This window comes from Chitinophaga nivalis, assembly GCF_025989125.1.
Lineage (GTDB): Bacteria > Bacteroidota > Bacteroidia > Chitinophagales > Chitinophagaceae > Chitinophaga > Chitinophaga nivalis.
This window is the reverse complement of sequence record NZ_JAPDNR010000001.1, coordinates 4,791,155-4,815,820: the sequence shown is the minus strand read 5'-3', so window position 1 is coordinate 4,815,820 and position 24,666 is coordinate 4,791,155. Positions and strand designations below refer to the sequence as shown.

General features: G+C 47.1%; 22 protein-coding genes. 9 read left to right on the top strand and 13 right to left on the bottom strand.

The features are described 5' to 3' along the window. Positions 1 to 36: 36 nt before the first annotated feature. A complete protein-coding gene (locus tag OL444_RS19215) occupies positions 37 to 1,023 on the top strand; it encodes a FecR family protein (protein WP_264730573.1) in 987 nt (328 codons plus the stop codon). A gap of 73 nt (positions 1,024 to 1,096) precedes the next feature. Beyond that, positions 1,097 to 4,435 carry a SusC/RagA family TonB-linked outer membrane protein gene (locus tag OL444_RS19210; RefSeq protein WP_264730574.1) on the top strand — a complete coding sequence of 1,113 codons (3,339 nt, stop codon included), beginning with the start codon at positions 1,097 to 1,099 and terminating at the stop codon, positions 4,433 to 4,435. Between the two features lie 424 nt (positions 4,436 to 4,859). Here OL444_RS19210 and OL444_RS19205 read toward each other — a convergent pair whose 3' ends face one another. Together OL444_RS19205 and pyrR are read right to left on the bottom strand one after the other, a co-directional pair. Further along, a complete protein-coding gene (locus OL444_RS19205; protein ID WP_264730575.1) occupies positions 4,860 to 5,792 on the bottom strand; it encodes an aspartate carbamoyltransferase catalytic subunit in 933 nt (310 codons plus the stop codon). Between the two features lie 50 nt (positions 5,793 to 5,842). Next, positions 5,843 to 6,373, bottom strand: a complete 531-nt coding sequence (pyrR, locus tag OL444_RS19200) for a bifunctional pyr operon transcriptional regulator/uracil phosphoribosyltransferase PyrR (protein WP_264730576.1) — start codon at positions 6,371 to 6,373, stop codon at positions 5,843 to 5,845. A gap of 149 nt (positions 6,374 to 6,522) precedes the next feature. On the opposite strand from pyrR, the gene OL444_RS19195 reads away from it, so the two are divergent. Both OL444_RS19195 and OL444_RS19190 read left to right on the top strand, forming a co-directional pair. Beyond that, a complete protein-coding gene (locus OL444_RS19195; protein ID WP_264730577.1) occupies positions 6,523 to 7,146 on the top strand; it encodes an outer membrane beta-barrel protein in 624 nt (207 codons plus the stop codon). 113 nt (positions 7,147 to 7,259) lie between these two features. After that, complete coding sequence (locus OL444_RS19190; RefSeq protein WP_264730578.1) at positions 7,260 to 7,778, top strand: peroxiredoxin; 519 nt, start codon at positions 7,260 to 7,262, stop codon at positions 7,776 to 7,778. 96 nt (positions 7,779 to 7,874) lie between these two features. Here the strand turns inward: OL444_RS19190 and OL444_RS19185 are convergent, their stop codons facing one another. The 3 genes from OL444_RS19185 to prfB form a co-directional block, all read right to left on the bottom strand. Further along, a complete protein-coding gene (locus OL444_RS19185; RefSeq protein WP_264730579.1) occupies positions 7,875 to 8,246 on the bottom strand; it encodes a hypothetical protein in 372 nt (123 codons plus the stop codon). Positions 8,247 to 8,366: 120 nt separating this feature from the next. Next, complete coding sequence (gene pruA / locus OL444_RS19180; protein ID WP_264730580.1) at positions 8,367 to 9,998, bottom strand: L-glutamate gamma-semialdehyde dehydrogenase; 1,632 nt, start codon at positions 9,996 to 9,998, stop codon at positions 8,367 to 8,369. A 113-nt stretch (positions 9,999 to 10,111) separates the two neighbouring features. Continuing rightward, positions 10,112 to 11,207, bottom strand: a protein-coding gene (gene prfB, locus OL444_RS19175; RefSeq protein WP_264730581.1) for a peptide chain release factor 2 whose coding sequence is annotated in 2 segments (ribosomal slippage) — positions 10,112 to 11,146 and positions 11,148 to 11,207 — 1,095 coding nt in all. Because the reading frame shifts where the segments join, the coding sequence is not laid out codon by codon here. A 151-nt stretch (positions 11,208 to 11,358) separates the two neighbouring features. Between prfB and OL444_RS19170 the strand changes: the two genes are divergently transcribed. The 5 genes from OL444_RS19170 (at position 11,359) to OL444_RS19155 (ending at position 15,147) form a co-directional block, all read left to right on the top strand. Beyond that, complete coding sequence (locus OL444_RS19170; RefSeq protein ID WP_264730582.1) at positions 11,359 to 12,165, top strand: TspO-related membrane protein; 807 nt, start codon at positions 11,359 to 11,361, stop codon at positions 12,163 to 12,165. Between the two features lie 42 nt (positions 12,166 to 12,207). Continuing rightward, a complete protein-coding gene (gene pgi, locus OL444_RS19165) occupies positions 12,208 to 13,860 on the top strand; it encodes a glucose-6-phosphate isomerase (protein WP_264730583.1) in 1,653 nt (550 codons plus the stop codon). 497 nt (positions 13,861 to 14,357) lie between these two features. Beyond that, positions 14,358 to 14,528, top strand: a complete 171-nt coding sequence (locus OL444_RS32000; protein WP_371878120.1) for a class I lanthipeptide — start codon at positions 14,358 to 14,360, stop codon at positions 14,526 to 14,528. A gap of 120 nt (positions 14,529 to 14,648) precedes the next feature. Next, a complete protein-coding gene (locus OL444_RS19160) occupies positions 14,649 to 14,828 on the top strand; it encodes a class I lanthipeptide (RefSeq protein ID WP_264730584.1) in 180 nt (59 codons plus the stop codon). A gap of 136 nt (positions 14,829 to 14,964) precedes the next feature. Continuing rightward, a complete protein-coding gene (locus OL444_RS19155) occupies positions 14,965 to 15,147 on the top strand; it encodes a class I lanthipeptide (RefSeq protein ID WP_264730585.1) in 183 nt (60 codons plus the stop codon). Between the two features lie 65 nt (positions 15,148 to 15,212). On the opposite strand, the gene OL444_RS19150 is transcribed toward OL444_RS19155, so the two are convergent. The 8 genes from OL444_RS19150 to OL444_RS19115 all read right to left on the bottom strand — a co-directional run bounded on the left by OL444_RS19150 (position 15,213) and on the right by OL444_RS19115 (position 24,612). Continuing rightward, a complete protein-coding gene (locus tag OL444_RS19150; protein ID WP_264730586.1) occupies positions 15,213 to 16,565 on the bottom strand; it encodes an HlyD family secretion protein in 1,353 nt (450 codons plus the stop codon). A gap of 6 nt (positions 16,566 to 16,571) precedes the next feature. Further along, complete coding sequence (locus OL444_RS19145) at positions 16,572 to 18,767, bottom strand: peptidase domain-containing ABC transporter (RefSeq protein ID WP_264730587.1); 2,196 nt, start codon at positions 18,765 to 18,767, stop codon at positions 16,572 to 16,574. After that, positions 18,767 to 21,913 carry a lantibiotic dehydratase gene (locus OL444_RS19140; protein ID WP_264730588.1) on the bottom strand — a complete coding sequence of 1,049 codons (3,147 nt, stop codon included), beginning with the start codon at positions 21,911 to 21,913 and terminating at the stop codon, positions 18,767 to 18,769. Before OL444_RS19140 ends, OL444_RS19145 begins: the two co-directional genes overlap by 1 nt. A 105-nt stretch (positions 21,914 to 22,018) precedes the next feature. Then, positions 22,019 to 23,221 (bottom strand): lanthionine synthetase LanC family protein, encoded by a 1,203-nt coding sequence (locus OL444_RS19135; protein WP_264730590.1) that lies wholly within the window; start codon positions 23,219 to 23,221, stop codon positions 22,019 to 22,021. A 189-nt stretch (positions 23,222 to 23,410) separates the two neighbouring features. After that, entirely contained in the window at positions 23,411 to 23,605 is a 195-nt protein-coding gene (locus OL444_RS19130; RefSeq protein WP_264730591.1) for a class I lanthipeptide, read from the bottom strand. Between the two features lie 70 nt (positions 23,606 to 23,675). Beyond that, complete coding sequence (locus tag OL444_RS19125) at positions 23,676 to 23,798, bottom strand: class I lanthipeptide (RefSeq protein WP_264730592.1); 123 nt, start codon at positions 23,796 to 23,798, stop codon at positions 23,676 to 23,678. 177 nt (positions 23,799 to 23,975) lie between these two features. Then, on the bottom strand, positions 23,976 to 24,158 hold the full coding sequence (locus OL444_RS19120) for a class I lanthipeptide (RefSeq protein WP_264730593.1): 183 nt from the start codon (positions 24,156 to 24,158) through the stop codon (positions 23,976 to 23,978). 244 nt (positions 24,159 to 24,402) lie between these two features. Further along, positions 24,403 to 24,612, bottom strand: coding sequence for a class I lanthipeptide (locus tag OL444_RS19115; protein ID WP_264730594.1), 210 nt, complete (start codon positions 24,610 to 24,612; stop codon positions 24,403 to 24,405). Positions 24,613 to 24,666 lie beyond the last annotated feature (54 nt).

The following is a 24,666-nucleotide window of genomic DNA, read 5'->3' as shown; positions in this document are numbered from 1 at the left end:
TAAAGTCCCCGATGGTTGTATTACTAATAAGTAGCCATGAATAATAAAACCGACATAGATATAGATATTGTGATCCGTTATCTGGAAGATCCGGACAATGAGCAGCATAAACAGGCGCTCAACGACTGGATACAAGCCGATACGGGTAACCTGGATATATTCCTGGATATGAAGGCTATGTGGCAGGGCGATGCTCTTCCTACCGCTTCCCCTTACGACATACAGGCCCAATGGGATCAACTGAATGCTGTACTGGATGCAACCCCGGCGACAACGGGAACTGCCCCCCAACAAGGCCGTATAGTGCCCCTGACACGTAAATACTGGTGGGCAGCAGCAGCAGCCGTGGTGGCCATCGCACTCACCTGGACCTGGCTGGGCCCCGGCAGTTACCAAACCTTTGCCACCGCCACTCAGCAAGATAGCCTCCTGCTCCCCGACGGTTCCAAAGTATACCTGAATGCCCACACCAGCATCCGATACGCCCGCCGCTTCGGCCAGACCAACAGAAACATCCGGATCGATAAAGGCGAAGCCTTCTTCGATGTAACCCGCAACGAAACCGTACCCTTTATTGTGAATGCTCCCGAAGTGGAAGTACAGGTACTGGGCACCGCCTTTAATGTGAAAGCGGCCAGCAGTGGGGTAAAAGTATTTGTACAATCCGGAAAGGTCAGCGCAGCCTACAAAGGCACCGAAAAGAAGGTCATTCTCACGCCCGGCGTAGAAGCCTCTCTCCAACACAATGGCACCAACATCGATACACAGCTGCATAAAAAAAGTAATAATATCCTGGCCTGGAAAACCCGGTGCCTCACTTTTGATGACACTCCTTTGGCGGAAGTAGCCACTTCCCTGGCAGATTTTTATGGTGTGGAGATTTCCCTCAGCAATCCGGCATTGTCTGATAAGAAGCTCCTGGCCACCTTCCGGAACATGCCACTGGATGAGGTATTGGATATTATGAGGAAAACCCTTCAAATTAATATCACACATAAAAACAACCTGGTAGAAATTTACTAAAACGCGCCTGACCCTCTTGCATATGCAGCAACTACTGCTACAGGCGCGACACTCAAATACCAGGTTTGGGCGTGTGTCTGTCTTTTTTTTACTGGCTTTCCTGGTATGCACCGGCACTATTGCGGCCGCTCAGACGCCTGATGCCAATACCAAAAGAATTTCGCTCCAATACCAGAACGCCAGCCTCAAAACAGTTATCCGGGAAATAGAGAAACAAACCAAATATACCTTTGCTATTTCGTCTGATGAGCTGGAAACCCGCCATGGCGTTAACATTCATGTACATAATACCTTACTCACCGATATACTCCGGAACCTCTTTCCTCCTGCTAAATACCGTGTAGAAATCAGGGAAGATCAAATCATCGTGATTCCCGGCAACGATGGCAATGCCTTGATTACGCCACCAGGCAACAGGCGCGTAGACAACAACAACCGCTGGCCCGTAACCGGTACCGTCAGTGATGGCATACAGCCCCTCAGCGGCGTATCTATCCGGGAAAAAGGCACCGCCAACGGCGCCGCTACCAACGATGCAGGCCAGTTTAAAGTAGAAGTCATCAATGGCCAGGCTACCCTCCAGGTATCGCTCATCGGCTTTGAAACCCGGGAGATTACTGTTCGTGACCGTAAAAATATTACCGTCATCCTCCAACCGGATCTGAAAAAACTAACGGAGCTGGTGGTACTGGGCTATGGTATTCAGCGACGCGCCAATATCACAGGCGCCATCTCCCAGATAGAAGGGGCCCGCCTGCAAAGCAGGCCCGTTTCCAATGTCATGGCCGCTCTCCAGGGTACTGCCACCGGGTTGGTGGTGACTCGCAGCAACGGACAACCCGGCCGCGAAGGATTTAATATACAGGTACGGGGTGTCACCTCCTCTTCCGGCAGCAATACGCCGGTGATTGTAGATGGCGTGCCCGGCTCACTGGCCGTACTGAATCCGGACGATATTGAATCCGTTTCTATTCTCAAGGATGCTTCGGCTGCCGCCATCTACAGTGCCCGCGGGGCCGGCGGCGTAGTACTCGTGACCACCCGTACCGGCAAACCTGGTAAACTGCAGGTAGATCTCAGCAGCCTGGGAGGATTCGAAACGCCCATCGGGTTACCCAAACGGGTATCTTCCTGGGAAGCCGCCACCATGCAGAATGAAGCGGCTACCAATGCCGGCATGGATGTGCCCTGGTCGCCCTATGAAATTAACCTGATGCAAACCGGGAATCATTACGCTACGGATTTTCAGCGCCCCGGCTACTATAAATATTATTATAACTTCGACCAGTTACCCCTGCTGACTAAAAGCAAAACCGGGGTACAAAACTATAATGTCTCCGTCAAAGGAGGAGATACCCTGAGTCAGTACTCTGCTTCCCTGGGCTATTTCGGGCGCCAAGGCCTGTTTGCCGAAGGACCGGATAAAACACATCGCATCAATGCCCGGGTGAATCTCAACAATCGTTTCAACAAACATTTCAGCCTGGAGACCCGCCTCTCCTATGCCCAGACCAATACCTTCTCCCCGGCCCTGGCCGTGGAAGGGCCACAGGGCTTGCTGGCAGGACTTTACCGCGGGCCGGGGCATGTGCCTATATATGTACCGGGCACCGGGCATTATGCAGCCGGCGGCGCCCCCACCTATGCTATTCTGAAAGAAGGCGGCATGCGGGAAGAGAAAAACAACTACGTAGATGCGGTATTCACCTTGCGGGCAGATAGCCTGCTGAAAGGCCTTACGCTTCGGTTGATCTATAGTCCGCAACGCCATACGCTGCAGGATAATCTGGGCAGGCACTCCATTCCGTTGTGGAACAGCGAAGCACCGGTACAGGGCGTACCTTATCAAAGCATGCTGCAAAAAAGCAAACTGGTGACGGATGGCGGCAACCTGCAACTACTGGCCGATTACGACATCAAAAAGGACAAACACTATATTCATCTGTTGGGTGGCTATACACACGAAACGTACAATACCATACAAAATACCGGCGCCTCCTACCAGGTTACGCGGGAAGAAATAGACCGGACCAGTTTCCTGCAGCCCGCGCAGTATACGCAGGAATTACGTACGACCGGTTCGTTGCTCTCTCTTTTCGGTAAAATCAATTACAACTATGATAACCGCTACCTGTTGGAAGCCAGTCTCATAGGCGCCCGGCTATTACAGCACAGCAGCGCATTTCCTACAACCCGGCAGTGGCAAGGATTTCCTTCTTTTTCTGCCGGATGGCGGTTAAACAATGAGTCCTGGTTCAATAACGCCCTGCCCTTTTTCAATGAATTCAAATTAAGATGGTCCTGGGGCAGACTGGGCAATGTCAATAACTGGCGTACCATTCCCAATGATGAGCGACTGAGTACTTTCACCTTTGGATACAACCGCCCGTTTTCTCCGTTCGTATACAAGAATCCTGTTGCCCAGGCGCAGGGGTGGGAAAAGATTTCCACGTACAACTATGGATGGGACGCCACACTCTTCCGTAGACGCCTGACTATCTCCGCAGATTATTTTATCAAACATAACAGCAACATGCAGATACCGGTGCTCACGGCTTCCGGCGATGGTGCATGGCCCCTGCGGTTCAACACCGGTGAAATGAGAGCCTGGGGTTGGGAAGTGAATGCCGGCTGGCGAAGCAGTCATGGTCCATTTACCTGGTATGTGAATGCCAACCTGTTCCACAGCCAGAACAAAGTAACCCAGCATGATGACGTAACCCCGCAACCCGGCTGGAATCAGGGGGTGGCGGGTTATCCTTATTCTTCCTTGTTTGGATACGTGGCAGATGGTTACTTCGCCAATGATGCCGAAGTGAAAGCCCACGCATTCCAGCAAACCCACACTGGTCCGGGCGATCTGCGTTACCGGGATATCAACGGCGATCATAAAATTGATTTTAATGACCTCGTATATTTAGGTAGCACCGATCCGCAATATGCCTACGGTATAGATGCCGGCTTTGCCTGGAAAGGGTTCGACTTCTCCGTTTTCTTTCAGGGAGTAGGTAACCGGCAGGTGATGCCCGATCCCAGATACAATCTGCCTTTTGCCAGCAGCTGGCAGCAGCCATGGGATATCAATCGCGACTACTGGCGTCCGGACCATCCCGATGCCCTGTTTCCGCGCCTTTACATGAATGACCAGCAGAATACCGTTCCCTCTTCCCACTGGGTAATGAATGGCGCCTACATACGACTGAAAAATCTGCAACTGGGCTATACTTTCCCCGCAGCCTTGCTGAAAAGAATTCCCATCCGGCATATGCGCTGGTATTTCTCCGGGCAGGACCTGTGGGAAACCAACAATATGAAGATTAAATACTATGATCCGGAACAAACAGACGGATATAACGGTAACGTCTATCCGTTTTTCAGGTCGTATACTTTTGGGATCAATGTTGGGTTTTAGCCGATCACCTGCGTACCTGCTGTTTCTGCCGACCGGCTGAACAGCGCCACATCCTGCTGATTTTTTTCAACAGCCTGTTACCTGAAAGGTACAAATACTACATTCTTCTTCAATAGAAAAAATATAACCCTAACGTATATACGCTTTCTGATAAATAATTATCAGGGCAGGATGCCGGATATTTATGTGAAGAAATTGCATAGAGATAACGGTAACGACTATCCGTTTTTATACAGTAATGGAGCAGTGAAATCGTTGGAGGATTATTTCCGGTAGCTGATCATAAGGAAATACAGCACCTATACCCTGTTGGGCTTATATACTTATATACTTACAGGCTTATAGCATCATGCCTACAGGGATCTGCTGTTTTGTTGCATCTCTATCAGGTGATGACAACAAAACAGCGGTCTGTATAAAGCGGCTATTGTTCTGCTTTTTTACCTGCCAGCAGGTACAGTGCAGCCATGCGTACGGCTACGCCGTTTTCTACCTGATCGAGGATAATAGACTGACCGGAGTCGGCCACATCAGAGTTCAGCTCTACCCCACGGTTGATTGGTCCCGGGTGCATGATGATGATTTCCTTTTGCAGGCTGTCCAGCAGCTGCCGGTTTACCCCATAAGCGAGGGAGTATTCCCGGAGGGAAGAGAACAGTGGTGTATTTTGTCTTTCCAGCTGAATGCGCAACACATTGGCTACATCACACCAGGCCAGGGCTTCGCGGATATTGTAGCTGACATTCACCCCCAGCGCTTCGGCCATATATTTCGGAATAAGTGTAGGCGGGCCTACCACGGTTACTTCCGCACCCAGTTTTTTCAGGCAGTAAATATTGGATAATGCTACCCGCGAGTGCATGATATCGCCGCAGATAGCTACCTTTTTGCCTGTTACGGTACCGAGTTTTTCCCGGATGGAAAAGGCGTCCAGCAGTGCCTGTGTGGGATGTTCATTGATACCGTCGCCGGCGTTGAGGATGGGTACATCAATGTGTTTGGCCAGGAAGTGAGGTGCACCACTGGCTGAGTGACGCATGACCACCATATCCACTTTCATGGACAGGATGTTGTTGACCGTATCTATCAGCGTTTCTCCCTTGGATACAGAAGATCCGGATGCAGAAAAATTGAGGGTATCTGCGCCCAGTCGCTTTTCCGCCAGTTCAAATGAAAGACGGGTACGGGTTGAATTCTCAAAAAATACATTGACAATAGTAGTGTCGCGCAGCGTGGGAACTTTCTTTATCGGCCTTTGTAAAACCTCTTTAAACTGGTCGGCTGTTTGAAAAATAAGTTCTATATCCTGGCGCTGCAGATCACGGATTCCGAGTAAGTGTTTTACAGAAAGAGACATTAATGTGCAAATATAAAGGATGAAATCTGAATACTGAAATCGAACTTGTTTTAGTCGATCAGAATTACTTCGTCTTTACCATCCCGTTCTTCCCACAACACCCTTACTTTCTGAGAAATAAAGGCATCAATGGTACGTCCGGTATAGTCAGGCTGAATAGGCAACTGCCGGCTGAAACGGCGGTCTATCAGCGTAAGCAGCTCTACAGATGCCGGCCGGCCGAAGTCGAGCATGGCATCGAGGGCTGAGCGGATAGTACGACCGGTATATAACACATCATCTATCAGCACCACCTTTTTATTTTCAATCGAAAAATCTATGCTGGTTTCATTCGGAACATGCAACGTTTTGCTTTGATTAAAATCGTCGCGGTAAAAAGTGATATCCAGTTTACCATAATCGATATGCGTTCCGGGTAAGAGTTGTAACAGTGTTTTATGGATTCTGCCGGAAAGATAAATCCCCCTTGGCTGTAATCCGATCAACACGGTTTCTTCAAACTGTAAATGATTTTCTATCAACTGATGACAAAGCCTGTCTATCGTAATAGTCATCTGCCTGTCGTTAAGTATGGTTTTCAAAACACAACGTTTTAGGGGCCAAAAATAATGATTAATGCTACAGATAAAAAGTTGAAAATCAGAAAACTGCTAGATAAGCAATTAAATATTTGCATTTCAGGTATGCCGAAACATTAATATATTATTTATATAAACGCCATTCTACATTTATGAAACAACACTTTTTCCGGGTACTCACCCTCGCAAACCTGCTACTGGCAGTACATTCACAGGCACAGGTAAAAAAGAACTATGTCAGCGGCGCTGTCGGTTTTCGCTCTACTAAGGAGAACAAGGAAGGATCCGCCGAATCTAAAGTTTCCTCGTTCAACATTAGTCCCTCCTATGGCCGTTATCTGAATGAAAGGTTTTCTATCGGTCTTGCTGTTGGTTACTACCAGACAAAGTCGTCGGGCGAACCAAATCCTGCTTCCAAAACCACCGGCTGGCAGGTGGCTCCTTTTATTCGTTATGAACAACCACTGTGGAACAGCAAATTTTCCATTTACAATGATGTGCAGCTCCAGGCTTCCTTCAGTAAATCCACCATTGACATTCCCTCTTCCATTTACCCGGGGAAAAGTACCTCCTTCGGGATTTATTACACACCGGGTCTGCTATTTAACGTCACTCCCCGGGTAGCTGTCACTGGCAACCTGGGCAGCCTGTTATACCTGACCCATAGTACTGACAAAATGGGAGATATCAGATACAAAAAAACAGAGACCAGTGGTGGTATCAGTTCCGGCTTTGGGCTGAACAATGTACATTTCGGTTTTCTTTTCCGTTTCTAAAACGGCTCCCCTCCTTGCTGTGCCTACGGCAGGTACAGCAAGGATTTCTCCCCTGATATTCCCCCGGGCTTTATGCTGATCTCTTCGTACTTTAGCAACTGCAAATAAAGTATATGAAAATACTAAAGCTCATTATCGCTATGACCGCCTTTCTTCAACTATGGGGTACCAGTTCCGGCGCCCAGATTAAAACAGGAGATAAAGTCCCATCCTTTACCTTGCAGGATCAGCATGGTAAAAACTTTGATATTAATACGGTTTTAGGGAAACAGCCGCTGGTAATTTATTTCTATCCGAAAGATGAAACCAGCGTATGTACCAAAGAAGCCTGCTCCTTCCGGGATTCCTATCAGGAATTCCAGCAACTGGGTGCGCTGGTCATTGGTATCAGCGCCGACAAGGTAGCTTCCCATAAAAGTTTTGCTACCCATCACAACCTGCCGTTTACCTTACTGAGTGATCCGAAAAATGAAGTGCGTAAACTGTTTGGGGTGCCTAAGACCTTTGTGATCCCGGGTCGGGTTACTTATATTGTAGATAAACAGGGAGTCGTGATACACACCTTCAATTCCCTGCGGGATGGGGAAAAACACGTCACCGAAGCACTGGCGGCGTTACGAAAGATCAAATAATATCCTTACCTGGCTATATCCTGCTGTGATCACTCTCCGCAGGATATAACCATCCGGTAATGCACCCCGGGTGCATGGATATAAAAGCGATGATAACTATAATTTCCGCAGATCACGGAAACCTGTGATTTCTTCTTTCAGGGCAAACAACTGCAGGCCCCATATGAGACTGCTTACCAAGGTATAGGCAATCACTGCCAGCGAAACAGATATCTGCAGGAAAGTACCCTGCTGATTGACTGCCATCACCACCCTTGTCAGCAATACCAAAGCGATAATCAACCCTATCAGTGCCTTGATTCCTTTCTTCTTTGTTTCTTTTTTCAGCAAAGCCTGAAAACCTGCCAACGCCTGTACACTGGCTTCCTGTGCCGGTACCCCGGCAGCCAGCAGCCGTTGTTCCAGATCTGCTACCCTGCGTTGTTTATGGTGCTCACTGAAGTAGGTAGATATAATGTCTGTCTGCATAGGTACTGCGTTGATTTAAGGGCACAAAAGTACTAAATAGCCCTCTTAAATAAAAACCGTTTCAGGAATTACCGGAGTAATACCTGAAACGGTTTGTTTATAATGTCCTTTAGCGGGCGCTTATGCTTCTTTCAGGAACGGATAACGGTAGTCAGTGGCAGGTACAAAGGTTTCTTTGATGCTGCGGGCACTTAACCAGCGGTACAGGTTCAGCATGGAGCCGGCTTTATCGTTGGTACCGGATGCGCGGGCGCCACCGAAAGGTTGCTGACCTACTACGGCACCGGTAGGTTTATCGTTGATGTAGAAGTTACCAGCACTGTTTACCAGTTTTCTGGTAGCCAGTTCCACGGCATAGCGGTCCTGGGCAATGATGGCGCCGGTGAGGGCGTATTCGGAAGTCTTATCTACCGTTACCAGGATGTCGTCGAATTGTTCAGCATCGTAGGTGTAGATCGTTAATACAGGTCCGAATATTTCTTCACACATGGTTACATAATTGGCATCCGTTGTTTCAATAACGGTAGGCTCAATGAAGTAACCTTCTGTTTTATTGTAGTTACCGCCAGCAATGATTTTTGCTTTCGGATCGTTCTTCGCATTATCAATGTAGCTGGCGATTTTATCGAAAGATTTTTCGTCGATCACGGCATTGATAAAGTTGCTGAAATCTTCTGTGGTACCCACTTTCATGGTTTTCAGTTCAGCTGCCAGTTTGGTTTTCACTTCTTCCGCAATATTGCTGGGCAGATAAGCGCGGGAAGCGGCAGAACATTTCTGACCCTGGTATTCGAAAGCACCACGAGCCAGTGCCGTAACGGTAGTGTCTACGTCGGCAGATTTGTGAACGAGCACAAAGTCTTTACCACCGGTTTCACCTACGATACGCGGATAGGATTTGTATTTGCTGATGTTTTCACCGATTGTTTTCCACATGGTCTGGAATACCCCGGTAGAACCGGTAAAGTGGATACCTGCGAAGTGAGGATCTGCAAAACATACCTCTCCGATCACCGGACCACTGGCATATACCAGGTTGATAACACCTGCAGGCAAGCCGGCTTCGATCAGTATTTTCATGATCACATTAGCCGCATATACCTGGGTATTAGCGGGTTTCCATACTACTACGTTACCGCACATGGCAGCAGAAGTAGGCAGGTTACCGGCAATAGCGGTAAAGTTAAATGGTGTCACTGCCAGTACGAAACCTTCCAGCGGACGGTATTCTGTTCTGTTGTGGATACCTGGTGCGCTCACCGGCTGCTGGCGGTAGATTTCACTGAGGAAATGTACATTGTAACGCAGGAAGTCGATCAGTTCGCAAGCGCTGTCTATTTCAGCCTGGAAAGCATTCTTGCTTTGACCCAGCATGGTAGCAGCGTTCAGGTGGTAACGATATTTGGTGGCAATCAGGTCAGCAGCGCGCAGGAAGATACCGGCACGTGTTTCCCAGTCCATGTTAGCCCATTTTTCACGTGCTTCCAACGCAGCTGCGATGGCCGTTTTCACGTGGCTGGCATCTCCCATATGGAAGTGTCCCAGTTTATGTTTGATTTCATGCGGCGGACGCAGGTCTACCGTCTTACCGGTACGTACTTCATTTCCGCCGATATACATAGGTATATCCGCCACTTCTGCTTTAAACGCTGCCAGTTGTTTTTTCAGCGCTGCTCTCTCAGCAGTACCAGGGCCATAGCTTAAAACAGGCTCATTGGCCGGTGCTGCATACTCGAAATATCCTGTATTCATTTAATCAGATTTTTTTGGTGTATTAGTTAATAACTAAACAATTATCCAGTGTTTCCGCTGCAAAAATAAGGGTTGTAAAAACTGTCTGCTAAATGATTATTAGTCGATAGTTATTAATTATTGTCCTCTTCCTTCTGCATCATCAGATACGCCTTGATGAATCCGTTCAGTTCACCATCCATGACAGGTCCTACGTTGCCCACTTCAAAATCGGTCCGGTGATCTTTGATCATTTTGTACGGATGGAATACGTACGACCTGATCTGTGATCCCCATTCGATTTTGCGTTTATTGGCATTGGCGGCATTTTTCAGCTCTTCCCGTTTACGCAGTTCTTCTTCATACAGGCGGGACTTTAACATGGTGAGCGCCTTTTCACGGTTCTCGCCCTGTGTTCTGGCCTGCTGACATTCGATGATGATACCGGAAGGAACGTGTTTCAGACGCACGGCTGTTTCTACCTTGTTTACGTTCTGTCCACCCTTACCACCGGAACGGTAAAACTCCCATTCCAGGTCTGCAGGATTCACAGCTATCTCAATAGTATTATCTACTAACGGATATACATACACGGAGGCGAAAGACGTATGTCTGCGCGCATTGGAATCAAAAGGAGAAATGCGCACCAGGCGGTGTACACCGCTTTCCGCTTTGAGATGCCCATAGGCAAAGTCGCCATCAAATTCCAGTGTAGCGGATTTGATACCGGCTCCTTCCCCATACTGTGTATCAATTTCAGAAACCTTCCAGCCCTGCTTCTCCCCGTACATCCGATACATACGCAGCAGCATTTCCGCCCAATCCTGGCTTTCCGTGCCGCCCGCACCGGAGTTAATGGTTAATACAGCAGGCATTTCATCTTCAGGCTGGTTTAAGGTAGACTTAAACTCCAGGTCATCCAATGCAGAAAGGGCTGCTTCATAAGCTTGTTCCACTTCCTGTTCTGTGGCTTCTCCTTCTTTAAAGAAATCATTGAGTACACCGCTATCTTCAATAGCCGCATTTACCTGATCATAAAGGTCAACCCAATACTTGTTTACCTTAATTTCCTTCAGAATCGAAGTCGCTCTGGCATTATCATCCCAGAATCCGGGTGCCAGGCTTAATTGTTTATCATTTTCTATTTTAGCTATTCGGTCAGGGACGTTAAAGAAAACCTCCCAGGACATATAAACGGTCCCTCATAGCTTTAAGTTGCTCAGCTGTCATAGCTGGCAAATGTATGTAAAAATGTAGAAATCTACTAATGTAAAGCAAATTGACAATTTTTTCCTTACCGGTGCGATCCCCTTCTAGCATAATATTTGCGGCATCCGGCTGCAACCATATGTCCGTAACAGTCAAAAATGTGTTATTTGTTATGATGAAAACCCACGAAACCCTCCATTACAAAAATAAATCTGTCTTTCACACCATTGGCTTTATCATCACGGTTGTCACAAATGCACTCGCTGTTTTTATTCCCATCAACGGTAAAACCACCGGCCAGATAGCCGCAGAATATCCCAGCCTGTTTACACCGGCAGACATTACTTTTTCTATCTGGGGAATTATTTACCTGTTGCTGCTGGCGTTCATTATTTATCAGCTATGGCTGGCCTTCTCCCTGAAACAACCTGCAGTACTCAGTTATCTGATGAACAATATAAAAGACTGGTTCATGGTGACCTCCATCGCCAACGCCGGCTGGTTGTTTGCCTGGCACTATAACCTGATTCCATTGAGTATGGGCATTATGCTGATCCTGTTGTTCGCGCTGTTCCGCATACATCTCAATTTCGGTATTGCCTTGCGGCCGGCTACCCTACCCGAAAAAATATTTATTTATCTTCCATTCAGTATTTACCTGGGCTGGATCAGTATTGCCACACTGGCCAATCTGGCGGCATTACTCAGCTACGCCGGATGGACCGGAGATGTGCCGTCACAGATCAGCCATACCATTGTGATGATTGGCGCAGGCACCCTTCTCAGCATCAGTATGATTTTATTACGCAACAATATCGTGTATGCACTTGTTAGTGTATGGGCTTTCTATGGCATCCTGCTGAAAAGAAGCGCTGCCAACGTGATAGCAGAGAATGCCATTGTTCATGCCTGCATTATTGCCATCGGGATGATTGCCGTCGCAATTTCCTGGCAATTCTACAGAAAACAGAAATCATAAATCTAAAAGATTATTTTTGGCCCGGATTTAATACAATTATTTATGTTTCCGACTACTGATCCTACCGCCACCAAGTCGTGGCAGTTGTTGCAAAAGCATGCCACAGAAATGAAACAGGTACACATGCGTGCCTTATTTATGGAAGATAAAGAACGGTTCGGCACGTTTTCCCTGCAGTTTGAAGATATACTCTTTGACTATTCCAAAAATATTATTACCGCAGATACCCTTAATCTGTTATCAAGCCTGGCGGAAGAATGTGGCGTACCAGCTGCGATAAAAGCCATGTTTGGTGCAGAAAAAATCAATGTAACCGAAAACAGGGCTGTATTACATACCGCGCTGCGTAACACCTCCAATAAGCCGGTGATGCTGGATGGCCGCGATGTCATGCCAGATGTAAAAGCAGTGCTGAACAAGATGGACCATATCTGCCGGCAGATTCATTCCGGTGAATGGAAAGGTTATACGGGAAAGCCTATACGCTATATCGTCAACATTGGTATCGGCGGTTCCGACCTCGGCCCGGTAATGGTAACAGAAGCCCTGAAACCTTACTGGAAACCTAACATACAAACTTATTTCGTTTCCAATGTAGATGGTACCCACATTGCAGAAACATTGAAAAAAGTAACACCGGAAGAAACCCTCTTCCTCATCGCTTCCAAAACCTTTACGACCCAGGAAACCATGACCAATGCCCATACAGCGCGCAATTGGTTCCTGGAACATGCAAAGGATGAAAAAGCGGTAGCGAAACACTTTGTAGCCCTTTCTACCAACGAAAAAGCAGTAACTGCCTTCGGTATTGATCCCAACAACATGTTTGAATTCTGGGACTGGGTAGGCGGCCGTTACTCACTGTGGTCTGCCATTGGTTTATCCATTGCACTCACCATCGGCTACGATAACTTCATCCAGCTGCTGGATGGCGCCCACGCCGTTGACAATCACTTTACGCAAACACCGCTGACAGCCAACATACCCGTTATCATGGCGCTCATTGGCCTGTGGTACGGCAACTTCTTTGGCTCCGCCACAGAAGCCATTCTGCCATACGACCAGTACCTGCATCGCTTTGCCGCCTATTTCCAGCAAGGAAATATGGAAAGCAACGGTAAATCCACCGACCGTAACGGCAACCAGGTAAGCTATGAAACAGGTCCGATTGTATGGGGCGAACCAGGTACCAATGGCCAGCATGCTTTCTATCAGCTGATTCACCAGGGTACCCGCCTGATTCCTTGCGACTTCATCGCGCCGGCCATCAGCCACAATCCTATTGGCGATCATCATGTAAAACTGTTGTCTAACTTCTTCGCACAAACGGAAGCACTGATGAATGGTAAAACAGCGGAAGAAGTACGGGCAGAACTGGAAAAAGCCAATACCCCGGCGGCGGAAATAACAAAAATTCTACCGTCTAAAGTATTCAGCGGCAACCGGCCTACCAACTCCTTCCTCGTGAAAGAGATCACGCCTCGTTCGCTGGGCTCACTGATAGCCCTATACGAACACAAAATATTTGTGCAGGGTGTTATCTGGAATATCTACAGCTTCGATCAATGGGGCGTGGAACTGGGTAAACAGCTCGCCAGCAGAATATTGCCGGAACTAGAGAACAATGATGTGATCACCAATCATGACGCCAGTACCAACGGACTCATTAATGCCTATAAACAGATGCGGCAGTAACCAATACTTCCGCATCAGCAGATAAAATAAGCAGGGTGTTTTTCTGATAGCTATCGGAAAAATATCCTGCTTATTGCTTTAGTTAACGATTTACTAATATGATTTCCCCGCATTCATTTCGCACCGGGCATTATTAACTTAGTACCATTAATAAAAATTGTTTACCCGATTGGCTGCCACGCTGTTCAGCCACCTTTAATTTCCGGCAAGCAACGCCATTGTTCACCTGCAAAACAGCTGCATAACCTGTATTTTACAAACACCACAAAAACCTACGATGCAAAAGCTACCATCAGTATTGAAAAATGGTTGCTACATAAACAAACCATAACGCTATTCAGCCTATTGGAGTCATGAAGACTGATAGCCAGCACAAAACGGAGCAAACCTTTATACGGCGGTACCGTGTACACCTGTAGCTACTGCAAACAGCAGCTGTATTCCATGGTAACCGGTATCCCCCACCGAATAACTTCCAATATATTAAACCACTCACCATGAAAAAGAGAAACCTTACACCCAAAAAGAAATTGGTGTTAAACAGAATTGCTGTAGCCGATTTAACCCACAGTCAACAATTATCCTTACAAGCCGGCGAACAGACTGAAAAAAGTTTCACCATTCTGAGTCCTTTGTGTCCATTCACCTTTGTGACCTGTAAGTGCTAAACTGCTTTAACGATGGATCTTTCCCATTAGCAAAGCATGCATATTACACTACCTGTTATCCGGTTTGCAGGACAGCCATGCCCTTCCGGTTTCCATTATGTAACACCATAAAATTTCATCATGAAAAAGAAAAATCTGACACCGAAAAAGAAACTGACACTGAGCAAAATTACCGTATCCGCTTTAAGCGTGGACCAGCAATCAGCATTGCATGCAGGAGCGCTGAACGAGGCTGCTCTCCCCACCCTCATGATCTGTAGTCCTTTGTGTCCATTCACGTTGGTGACCTGTAAATGCTGAGCTGCTTTAACAGCAGATCTATTCTATCAGCAACAGTATTACACTGCCTGTTATCCGGTCTGTAGCGTGTTAGCTACCGGCCACAGGATAGCCATGCCCTTCCGGCTTCCATTATGTAACACCATAAAATTTAATTATGAAAAAGAAAAGTCTGACACCGACCAAGAAACTGACACTGAGCAAAATTACCGTATCCGCTTTAAGTGCGGGCCAGCAATCACCATTGCCTGCCGGAGAGCTGAACGAAGCTGCTCTCCCCACACTTATGATCTGTAGCCCTTTATGTCCGGCTACCCTGGTTACCTGCAGATGCCAGTAATCACCGGCACGAAGTGGTAACATCCCATGCAGACGGATGTCTGCATGGGATATAATATCAGGGGGTTATCGTCTCCATTTGCCATATACCTTCTCAAACAACCGTTGGAGTACACTCTTATCTTCCGTCAGAATTTCGGCTACACCCACCAGTTGCGGCTGGGCGGGGATTACTTTGCCGGCATTGGTATGGAGGTTATTTTCGAGTTGTATATCTACATTGAATACACTATCCATGGCTACTGCAGAACGCGAAGATACCTTACCTCTCAGCATCCCGTATTCTTCAAAGGGATAAGCGGTTAGTTTGATCAATACCTTCTGACCAGCCTGAATCTTACCGGAACCATTGATACCAATATCGCCACGGGCAATGTATTCCTGCTCCGGTGGCGTTACCATGGCCACCCCTTCTCCGGCCTGTACATACTGGTTTTCTTTCCAGAATTTAAAGAGGGTAACGGTACCTGCCACGGGTGTTTTGATCACATAATTCTGCTCCCATTTGCTGTATTGGCCACCAAAACGTTTGGCAGCATCGCGGATTTTCTGCTGCAGGGTATTCTCCTCACTCTGCTGCTGTATAGCGGTTTCCGTGATGTTTTTCTCGTACTCCGTTTGCTGCAGGTTATTCTGGATCATACTGCTCCTGTTGCTTTCTGTATTGATCTGCTGATCCAGCATTTTCTTCCGGGACTCTTCGTATTCCACCCGGGAGATCACCCGATCCTTCACCAGTGTAGAATCCATCTGGTAGCGGTTATGCTGCAACCGCAGCTGTTCCTTCAGCAGGTTATCTTTATTGCCCAGCTCATGATTCAACTGCCCGTAATAAGCGGATTGTTTCGCCAGGGCCTGTATCTTGGAGGCATAGGCATTATGTCCCAGGAAAAAACGATAGTTCAGAATGGCCTGGTACAATTCCACATAATCGGCCTGCATCTCTCCCAGTTCCCCACCGGCAGGTAATTTGATGTTGGGGATCAGCTGCCGGAGATTGCCGGCAGTATCAATTTGACGGGCTATCAACGCCACATTCTGTGCATCCTCATAGTTAGCACCATTAGACAGGATACACAGTACTTTATTGGCAGGAACCTTGTCGTCACTCTTTACAAACAGCTGCTGGATAGGCAGGCTGCTGCGAGCTACCAGGCGCACGGGTGGATTGACAAAAGAAATCACCACCCTTGCCGGGATTACTTCCGGGTACTTAAAAAAATACGCCCCGATAAATATTCCGAGCAATATAATGCCGATGAGTGTAATACCTCTCCGGATAATCCAGGAGGGCATTTTACCCATGATTTCCTGTACCTCTTCACTACGCATTTCTTCCAGCGTAGGATGTTTGTGCACACCATTGGGAGCAGGTGTACTATTCAATAATTCGGGTGCTATGTTTTCGTTTACCGGCATAATCAATTAACTTCCCAGTTCCAGCTGGTTTTTTACCAACTCATAATAATTTCCTTTTCTGGCCGTCAGTTCTGCGTGCGTACCCGTTTCTACAATGACGCCTTTTTCCAGTACTATAATCTGATCTGCATTTTTTACGGTACTAAGTCTATGCGCAATAACCACCACCGTTCTGCCTTCAAAGAAACGATCCAGGTTTTCCATAATGATCCTTTCATTATTGGCATCCAGGGCGCTGGTAGCTTCATCGAAGAAAAGATACTGCGGATTCTTGTAGACTGCCCGGGCAATCTGCATCCGCTGCTTCTGCCCTGCACTGATACCATTACCGGAGTTACCGATTTTAGTCTGGTAGCCCAGCGGCAACTCTTCAATAAAGTTCCGGATGTTGGCCACATCCGCTGCATGCAGCAATTTATCGTTATCTACCTTTTCATCACTGACAGCAATGTTTTTAGCGATGGTACCGGAAAAAATAAATCCGTCCTGCATCACGCTGCCACACTGGTTTCTCCACCACTTTGGTGAAACCTGGCGGAGGTCTTTATTGCCCACCAATACCTTCCCGTCTGTTGGTTCATAAAACTGTAACAACAGTTTCATCAGGGTAGTTTTACCACTGCCACTGGTACCTACAATAGCCGTCACCTTGCCTTCCGGCACTACCAGGTTCAGGTCTTTCAGTACAAAAGGCGAATGCGGTCCGGCATATTGAAAAGAAACCTGCTGCAACTGAATATCCCCGCCTTTTTTATCCAGGGGAGAAATGGCAATGTGATCGGCAGATTCTTCTTCTTCGCGGTTGTGGATCTCTCCCAGCCTGTCCAGACTGATACGGGCATCCTGTGCCGCCTGTATAAAGCCCAGCAACTGATCCAACGGGCTGTTCATCTGTCCGATGATATAACTAACAGACAACATCATCCCGAGGGTCATGTTACCATTCATTACTTCGCGGGCACTGATAAACGACACCAGGATATTTTTCAGCTGGTTAAAGAATACGGATCCCACCTGTTGGTATTGTCCTAATGCCAGACCTTTTACACTGATTTTATACAAACGGGCCTGTACCTGTTCCCACTCCCATCTTTTAGTGGTTTCACAGTTATTGAGTTTGATTTCCTGCATGCCTGTAATCAGCTCAAAGAGTACATTTTCATTGTCACTCATGCGCTGAAAACGTTTATAGTCCAGCTCTTTCCGGCGACGCAGGAAAAAGAAAATCCAGCCAATGGCGGCAGCGCTGAGGCATACAAACACCAGCAGTATCTTCACACTATAAATGGCCAGTACTACGGCAAATACAAAGAGGTTTACAAATGAAAACAAAGTAGACAGCGTAGTACCCGTCAGGAAGCTTTGGATACGGCTATGATCTCCGATGCGCTGATGAATATCCCCGATCATTTTGGTATCAAAGAACCGGATCGGTAGTTTCATCAGTTTGATCAGGAAGTCGGAAATAATATTGATATTAATCCGGCTGTTCATATGCAACAATATCCAGCTGCGGATCATTTCAATAGCCGTGCTGCCCGCAAATAATACCAGCTGGGAAATCAGTACCAGGTATACAAAACCGAGGTTCTGGTGATTGATTCCATAATCCACCAGGCTTTGGGTGAGAAAAGGCGTTACCAGCGACAGCATGCTCGCAATCAGTACACTCAGGAACAGCTGCAACACGTATTTCCGGTAAGGACGCAGGTAGCTGAAAAGAAAACGGAATCCTTTCTTCTCCTGTTGTTCCTCTTTCTGCTGATAAAAAGCTTCTGTAGGCTCCAGTATCAATACCACGCCCTGTTTGCTGGGTCCTAGCCAGCTGGCCAGAAACGTCTCTTTATCCATCTTCACCAAACCATGCCCGGGATCAGCTACCAGTATCTTTTCATTTTTCTTATGCTGGTTATAATTCTGTGGCGGCAGTACAACAAAGTGATTTTGATTCCAGTGCAGGATGCAGGGTAACGGAATATGTTCATCCAGCTGATCAAAAGTGGTTTTCACGGCATGTGTACGGAAGCCGATTTTTTCAGCGGCTTCGCCGATACCCAGCAGGCTTACGCCTTCGCGGGTAATAAAGGAGGATGCTCTCAGGTATTCCAGGGAATAGCTTCGTCCATAGTGCTTAGCCACCATACGCAGGCAGGTGGGGCCGCAATCCATCGTATCCAGTTGTCTGTAAAAAGGAAATCCCATTATTTTGCTAATTCTACCAGGGCAATTTGTGATAAATAAAATTTCTCCAGGAAATGATACAACACCAGTTCATGCTTGCGTTGTTTGGCTACAAAAATCCTGTTGAGGAACATGTGGATGTAACTCATGATCAGGCTGGATAATTTATAGCCACCTTCCTCTTCCGCACGCATGGCTTCCCGGATAGCCGCAATAGCCTCGCTGGTCATGTCGCTACGTTGCCGGTAAAGGTTGATCACTTCTGCTATTTCATTGGTTTCGTCGTCTTCCGGGTTCATAAAGGAAGCAATCTCTTTCTGGTGCTTTCTGTATTTATCGTTTAACTGTTTATGTAATAATTTTGGTCCGCCGAATTCTTCGGTATATCCTTTCTGCAGGTCCGATAGTACTTGTTTTTTCTGCTGCAGGGGCAGGTTAAAATCATCCAGTAACATATCTACTCCGCGCATAGCGATCTTCCAGCGATACATTTCTCCTTCCGCACCTTCCAGCATACTTAAGATTTCCAGCACTGCGAGACTGTCTGCATAAAAAACCGTTTCACTCATCTCCATGGTGGTAGCTCCGTAGCGTTCAATTTCCCGGTCGTAGGTATCGCACTGTATTTTCTTCACCTGGCCGTTCAGCAGGTATTGATGCAGGTCTTCATACAGGCGGCGCAGGATCACATCATTACCGACGTGATGGGTTTTATTCAGAAATCTCATCCGGATATGGGGTTTCGGGTCTGCATAACGGATAAAGAAAAACTGTTCAAACAAACCTTCTTCCTGCCATGCCGGAATTTTCTCTGCAAAGTAACCGGATAATAATTCTTCTGCTACCGCATAACCACAATATATTTTCACATACATCCATTCACTGCCCGGGGCAAAGCTACGTATGAGCTGCCCGGAAGATACACCTTTTTCCCTGAACGGCGCAGCAGTCTGACGGGTAGTGGTGGGTGTAAAACGGAGTGGTATCAGGATTTCATTGGCATACACCTGTTGCTGTTCATCGCGGATAATACCCTCTTTTTCGTCAAACATAAATTCCTTCAACTGTACTGAACCTGATTTATTGACATAGTCTATCAGGATGCGGATACTATCGGGCAGGGTTAAATCGAGGAACAGTTCATTATCTGCTTCTGCGATGACCACCTTTTCCGGCAGCTGTTGCCGCTTACGGAACTCGTCTATGGCCTCCCGTTGCTTTTCCGGGTTATCTCCTGCTTTCTCTATTTCGGCCTTTCCAAAGCTCCAGGAAGCCCGGCTGAGGACAATATTTTTATATACTACCCGTGGCATACGGCCCCGGTTGCCGAGTACCCCCCAATCCCAGAAAAGACCGCCTTTAGCCCCCTGATGCTGCAGATCGCAGAGGAATTTATAGATGGGCAAGCTGTTGAAGCTATAGTTATGCGCAGAACTCAAACGGGGAATAATCCGCTTGTTCAGGCGTTTGCTGCGCAGGATAATTTCGTTTTGTTTTACTGATACCATGAGGTCAGATATCGGTATCTGGAACTCCGGATCCGTACCGGAAACACCTACATAAGGTATTTCGTAGGCCCGCAGTGCCGGGCGTATCAATACGTTACCTGCCCTGGCTTCCGGGAAGTGTACAATTTCTGCCAGGATAGCATCCGGGTAGGCGGCAGCTTCTTCCTCCAGGATGGTTTTCACTTTTTCTGCGAGGGCGGTATCGCCACTACAGAAGCGTCCCAGGAGGTTCGCCGCAGAAGGGCCTCCCATCGACTGCATCGTAAAGTAAAAGTCGCCTGTGGCGGCAGCTTCCGGCGAAGACGACAGCAGATGTCCGAACAGGTAACAACTTTCTGTGAATTTAATGGTTTTGGCGTCGCCGATTTTTTTCAGGTCTTCATCTGAAATGGTCACAACAGACAGGTTTTCCCGGAGGAACTGTTCATATTTATCGAGCGCCAGTGCCTGTATAGGCGACCAGGTGACCGTAGTGGCCCCCTGTTGTCCGCCGGTAGCTACATCTTCCACGAAAGGCGCATGAAAGGCATTTTCAATACCGGTACCATATCCAATACCTGTTTCGCCGTCGAGTGCCATATTCAGGGGAATCTCCTGCGATTCATATTGTTCACTGAACCGGGTAGCAAAGCTGCTCAGTTCCCCGCCGCCCGAAGCGTATCCATGACACAGGGCCAGCAGATTGTTTAACTGGGTCACAATCGTATCCATCAGCGGCTCGCTGAGGGTACATTTCTCCGCTGTTTTGAACAAGTCTATCTGCAGCAGGTCTTTGGGCAGTGTAAGCGGGAAAGCCGCTTCACAGCGGGCATGTATCTCCGACAAGCGGCTCAGTTCAAAGTCTTGTTTTTCAAACAAGCTTGCCAATCCGATCAGTTCATCCCGCAGCGCCGTTGCTTCGGCAATGGAAGTGAGCCGGTTGATCAGGAACCCCAGGTTATCTTCACCGGTAATTTTCGGTTCTGTTTCGGGAATCAGGATCTGGGCAGCTACCAGCTCTCCGGTGAAAGCAGTGGCTTCTTCCTCGCTGATGGTATCATCTTCTTCCAGGATAAGCCGTACAATAGCGTCCATGGTAAGTCCATCTGCGGTACACCGGATAATCTTTTCAATAAATACCGAATCTGCAATGGAAGTCAGCAGGTACTTACGGCGGTTATTATTGATGATATATTCTGCATAGCGGTATTTATCACCGATTTTATACAGGCTGTTATTGATATAGTATTTGAGTTCGCTGTTGACGGCAGGCAGTTCCCGGATATGGTTACAGATGCGGGTGTAATAGTCCATATCCAACCGCACCTGCTGCCGGGCCTGTTGCTGGTCTTTCAGTACCAGGGCTGTTTCTGCTCCGATTGTGCCCAGGGTACAACCGGCAAACAAACCATAAGGGGTGCTACGGGTACAGGCCCGTACCCAATATTTATATAATGATTTTCTAAGCTTCGCAATCTTTTTCTCATTGAACTCTGCAGGCTCGTTGATAAAACGATCCAGTTCATTGACCAGGTCTTTGGAACCGATGTAAAGGGCATAGGAAAACAAAGGATTCTGTGCAATTAAATCCCGCAAACCTGCCTGTACCACTTCTTTGTATTTACCTATTGGATAAAGCGGCGTTCTTAATAAAAAAAATCCTGTATGTGACAATGCCATGTGATACTACTTTTATGTTGGTAACTGGCTGTATTAAGGGATTTGCAGTAATACAGCGTTCCTGCTATAATGGAGGTAATAAATTTTCTTGTGTTAAAAACTGCGTCAGGAAAGCAGGAGAAATTCATCCCAGGGCAGTGGCTCCTGTTGGTCATGTGACAACAGCGCCAGTCCTACGCCGCAACTGCCATCCAGCAGATCCCAGCAGTATTCCCATTGCTTATCTTTTCCTTGCCAGGCGCGTACACCGTGTACATTGGCCTCTTCTGAAAAAACGAGTTTATCCAAAGTAATGTTATGCCAATGTTCGGCACTGTGATAAAATGCGATATCGTTGGTTTCATACCAGAACTTTCTGTAAAAGGCGGCGATCCCACCCGAGCCGTGACACAGGCAGGTATCTACAATACCCGCTGTTGTATCGGTATCTCTTTTAATGCTGTAATGCATAATATCCAGGGCTTCCTGTTTCCATTTTTCTTCCTGGAAATATTTCCCGCAATACCATAATGCCAGCGCTACGTTGAAGTCGCCATAGCACCAGGAAAGCCGGCTGTAGTCAGATTCCCCGTCGAGGATACCGGGATACAATGCTGTAGTGCCATCTTCTTTCACTTCATTTTTATGGTTCATGATAAACGGAATGCTTTCATAAACCAACTGCCGGCAGGTATCAGTGGCAATACCTGCCTGATGTATTTTCAGCAACAGGATCAACAGCGAACAACTACCATGTGCGAGACTGAAAGAGTCCACTCCTGTATCTGCCTTTACTTCCATCATAAAAAATACCGGCAGGCTCCTGCCCTTTTCTGTCATCACACTGATATCCATCAAACCGGCAACAAACTTTTCAAGATGCGTGCGTACTTCCGGACGGTCGGCGTAGGCAACCAGTAGATTGCATATGCCGGCGCTGCCATGCAGGAAGTCAAAGTTTTTACTATAGATATGGGCTTCGCTGTCGAGGATGGCAGCGGTAATAAAATCGGGGATCAGATAATCCATATCGATATCAACAAACTCGTGTTTGTTCAGGTGGTGCAACAGCCAGAACGGGCCGGTAAGACCGGTACAGTAGGAATAGGCATAATTTTTTTCTGTATCCAGCTCTTCGTAGAGTTTTTCCATGAATGTTGCCGCATGATTTTCGGTGTCGTCCACATATTGCTCATAGTAGAAGAGGTAAAACAAAGCGCCCCAGGGGCCTTTAAACAGGCTGTCGGCATATTCCTGGCCATAACTTTTTTGTTGCAACATGGCCACCATATCTTTGTAGATCGTGGCTTGTATTTCATTTGGCTTCATGAACAGAGATAATTAAAGGGTTCTGAAAATGATCCTGAAACTACCGGGTACCTCCAGGATCATTTTTAGCTACTTATATACAAACGATCATCCGGTATAACCTGACAACAACCGCTTCCTACAAAATAGTTTTACGCAGGTTCAGGGTCTTCCTTAATAAAAGTTACTGATTAATCCTGACAAATACCATTACCATATCTGGCAGCAAAGCTGACCTGGTCTGGGGCTGGTAGCGCGACATTCTGAGATGGCTTTTGTACCGCCGGGGCAAATGGTACCGGTAACACCACCTTTCAACTGATCCTGTTGTTCAGTGCTCAATGCAGCAACAGGTGATTTGTACAGGAATAATTTTTTGCTAAGGATAACTTGTTTCTTTTTCATAAATGGATGCAGATTAAATGAGTAAAAAAATTAGCAGCCAGGTAGTTTTGGATGACGGCTACATAGGTTGTCAGGCAACTGTTTTGGTCAGCCATCCGCCGGCTAAGTGTTGTTGTTCATCCGCATGTAAAGCGGTAATAGTGGTTTGGTCCAGGAACAAATGTTTATCTAACGCGATTTTTTTCTTCTTCATAAACGGTTTGCGGGTTAAAATAAGTTGGGCACATATTTCGCTGCTGCTATTATACGACGTTCGTCACCAATATAATAAATAAACAGCTTATTTTAATCATTTATCTTTTTACTGGTAAAATGCCGTTATATCCTAACACCCCGGTTACCTGTTTATGTGCGTTACGATCGTCATCGGTTAACAGCAAGGTTCGCCAGGACCTCCGGCAGTACAGGCAGTAGGACGCCGGGTACCATCGGTTGTACAGATCATTATGGTTACACCGCCCTGTACGGCCTGTTGTTCTGCTACCTGTAACGCAGCAATAGCTGTTTTGCTCAGGAATAATTTTTTCTCCAATGTAATGACCTTCTTTTTCATATTATATAGATTTTTATAGTGGATAATCATTTCCGGCGAGATACCGGAAAATGTATACGTGGTTATGCATGTTCGCAAGGACGACAAAACGCTTCACTCAGTCGTTTGGTAATACACGTAATACCCGGAGTGGTACACCTGGATTGCCGTGTTACACCCGCTCCTCCCCGCAATAAGCCTTGCTGATGATCATTCAAGGTTACTACAAATGAGGTATTACTGCGGATACTGCAGCGGATACTGTTCAAGGTTCTGTGGGTTCAAAACAAGGCCGGCAAGCTACCTGACCGACAGGCCTGGTCGGACAGGTATTGTTGATGGTACCGCAAAGTGGCGGGCGGGTAGGTCGGTCTACTCCTCCCTCCAGCAACAACTGTTGCTCCTTGTTGAGTGCTGCAATAGTAGATTTGTGCAGGAACAGCTTCCTGTCGAGTTGCATTTTTTTCTTTTTCATAAGTGTTCATTTAAAAAAAAGTTACCCCTGTCTTTTACCTTTCGGCTGCGCCAT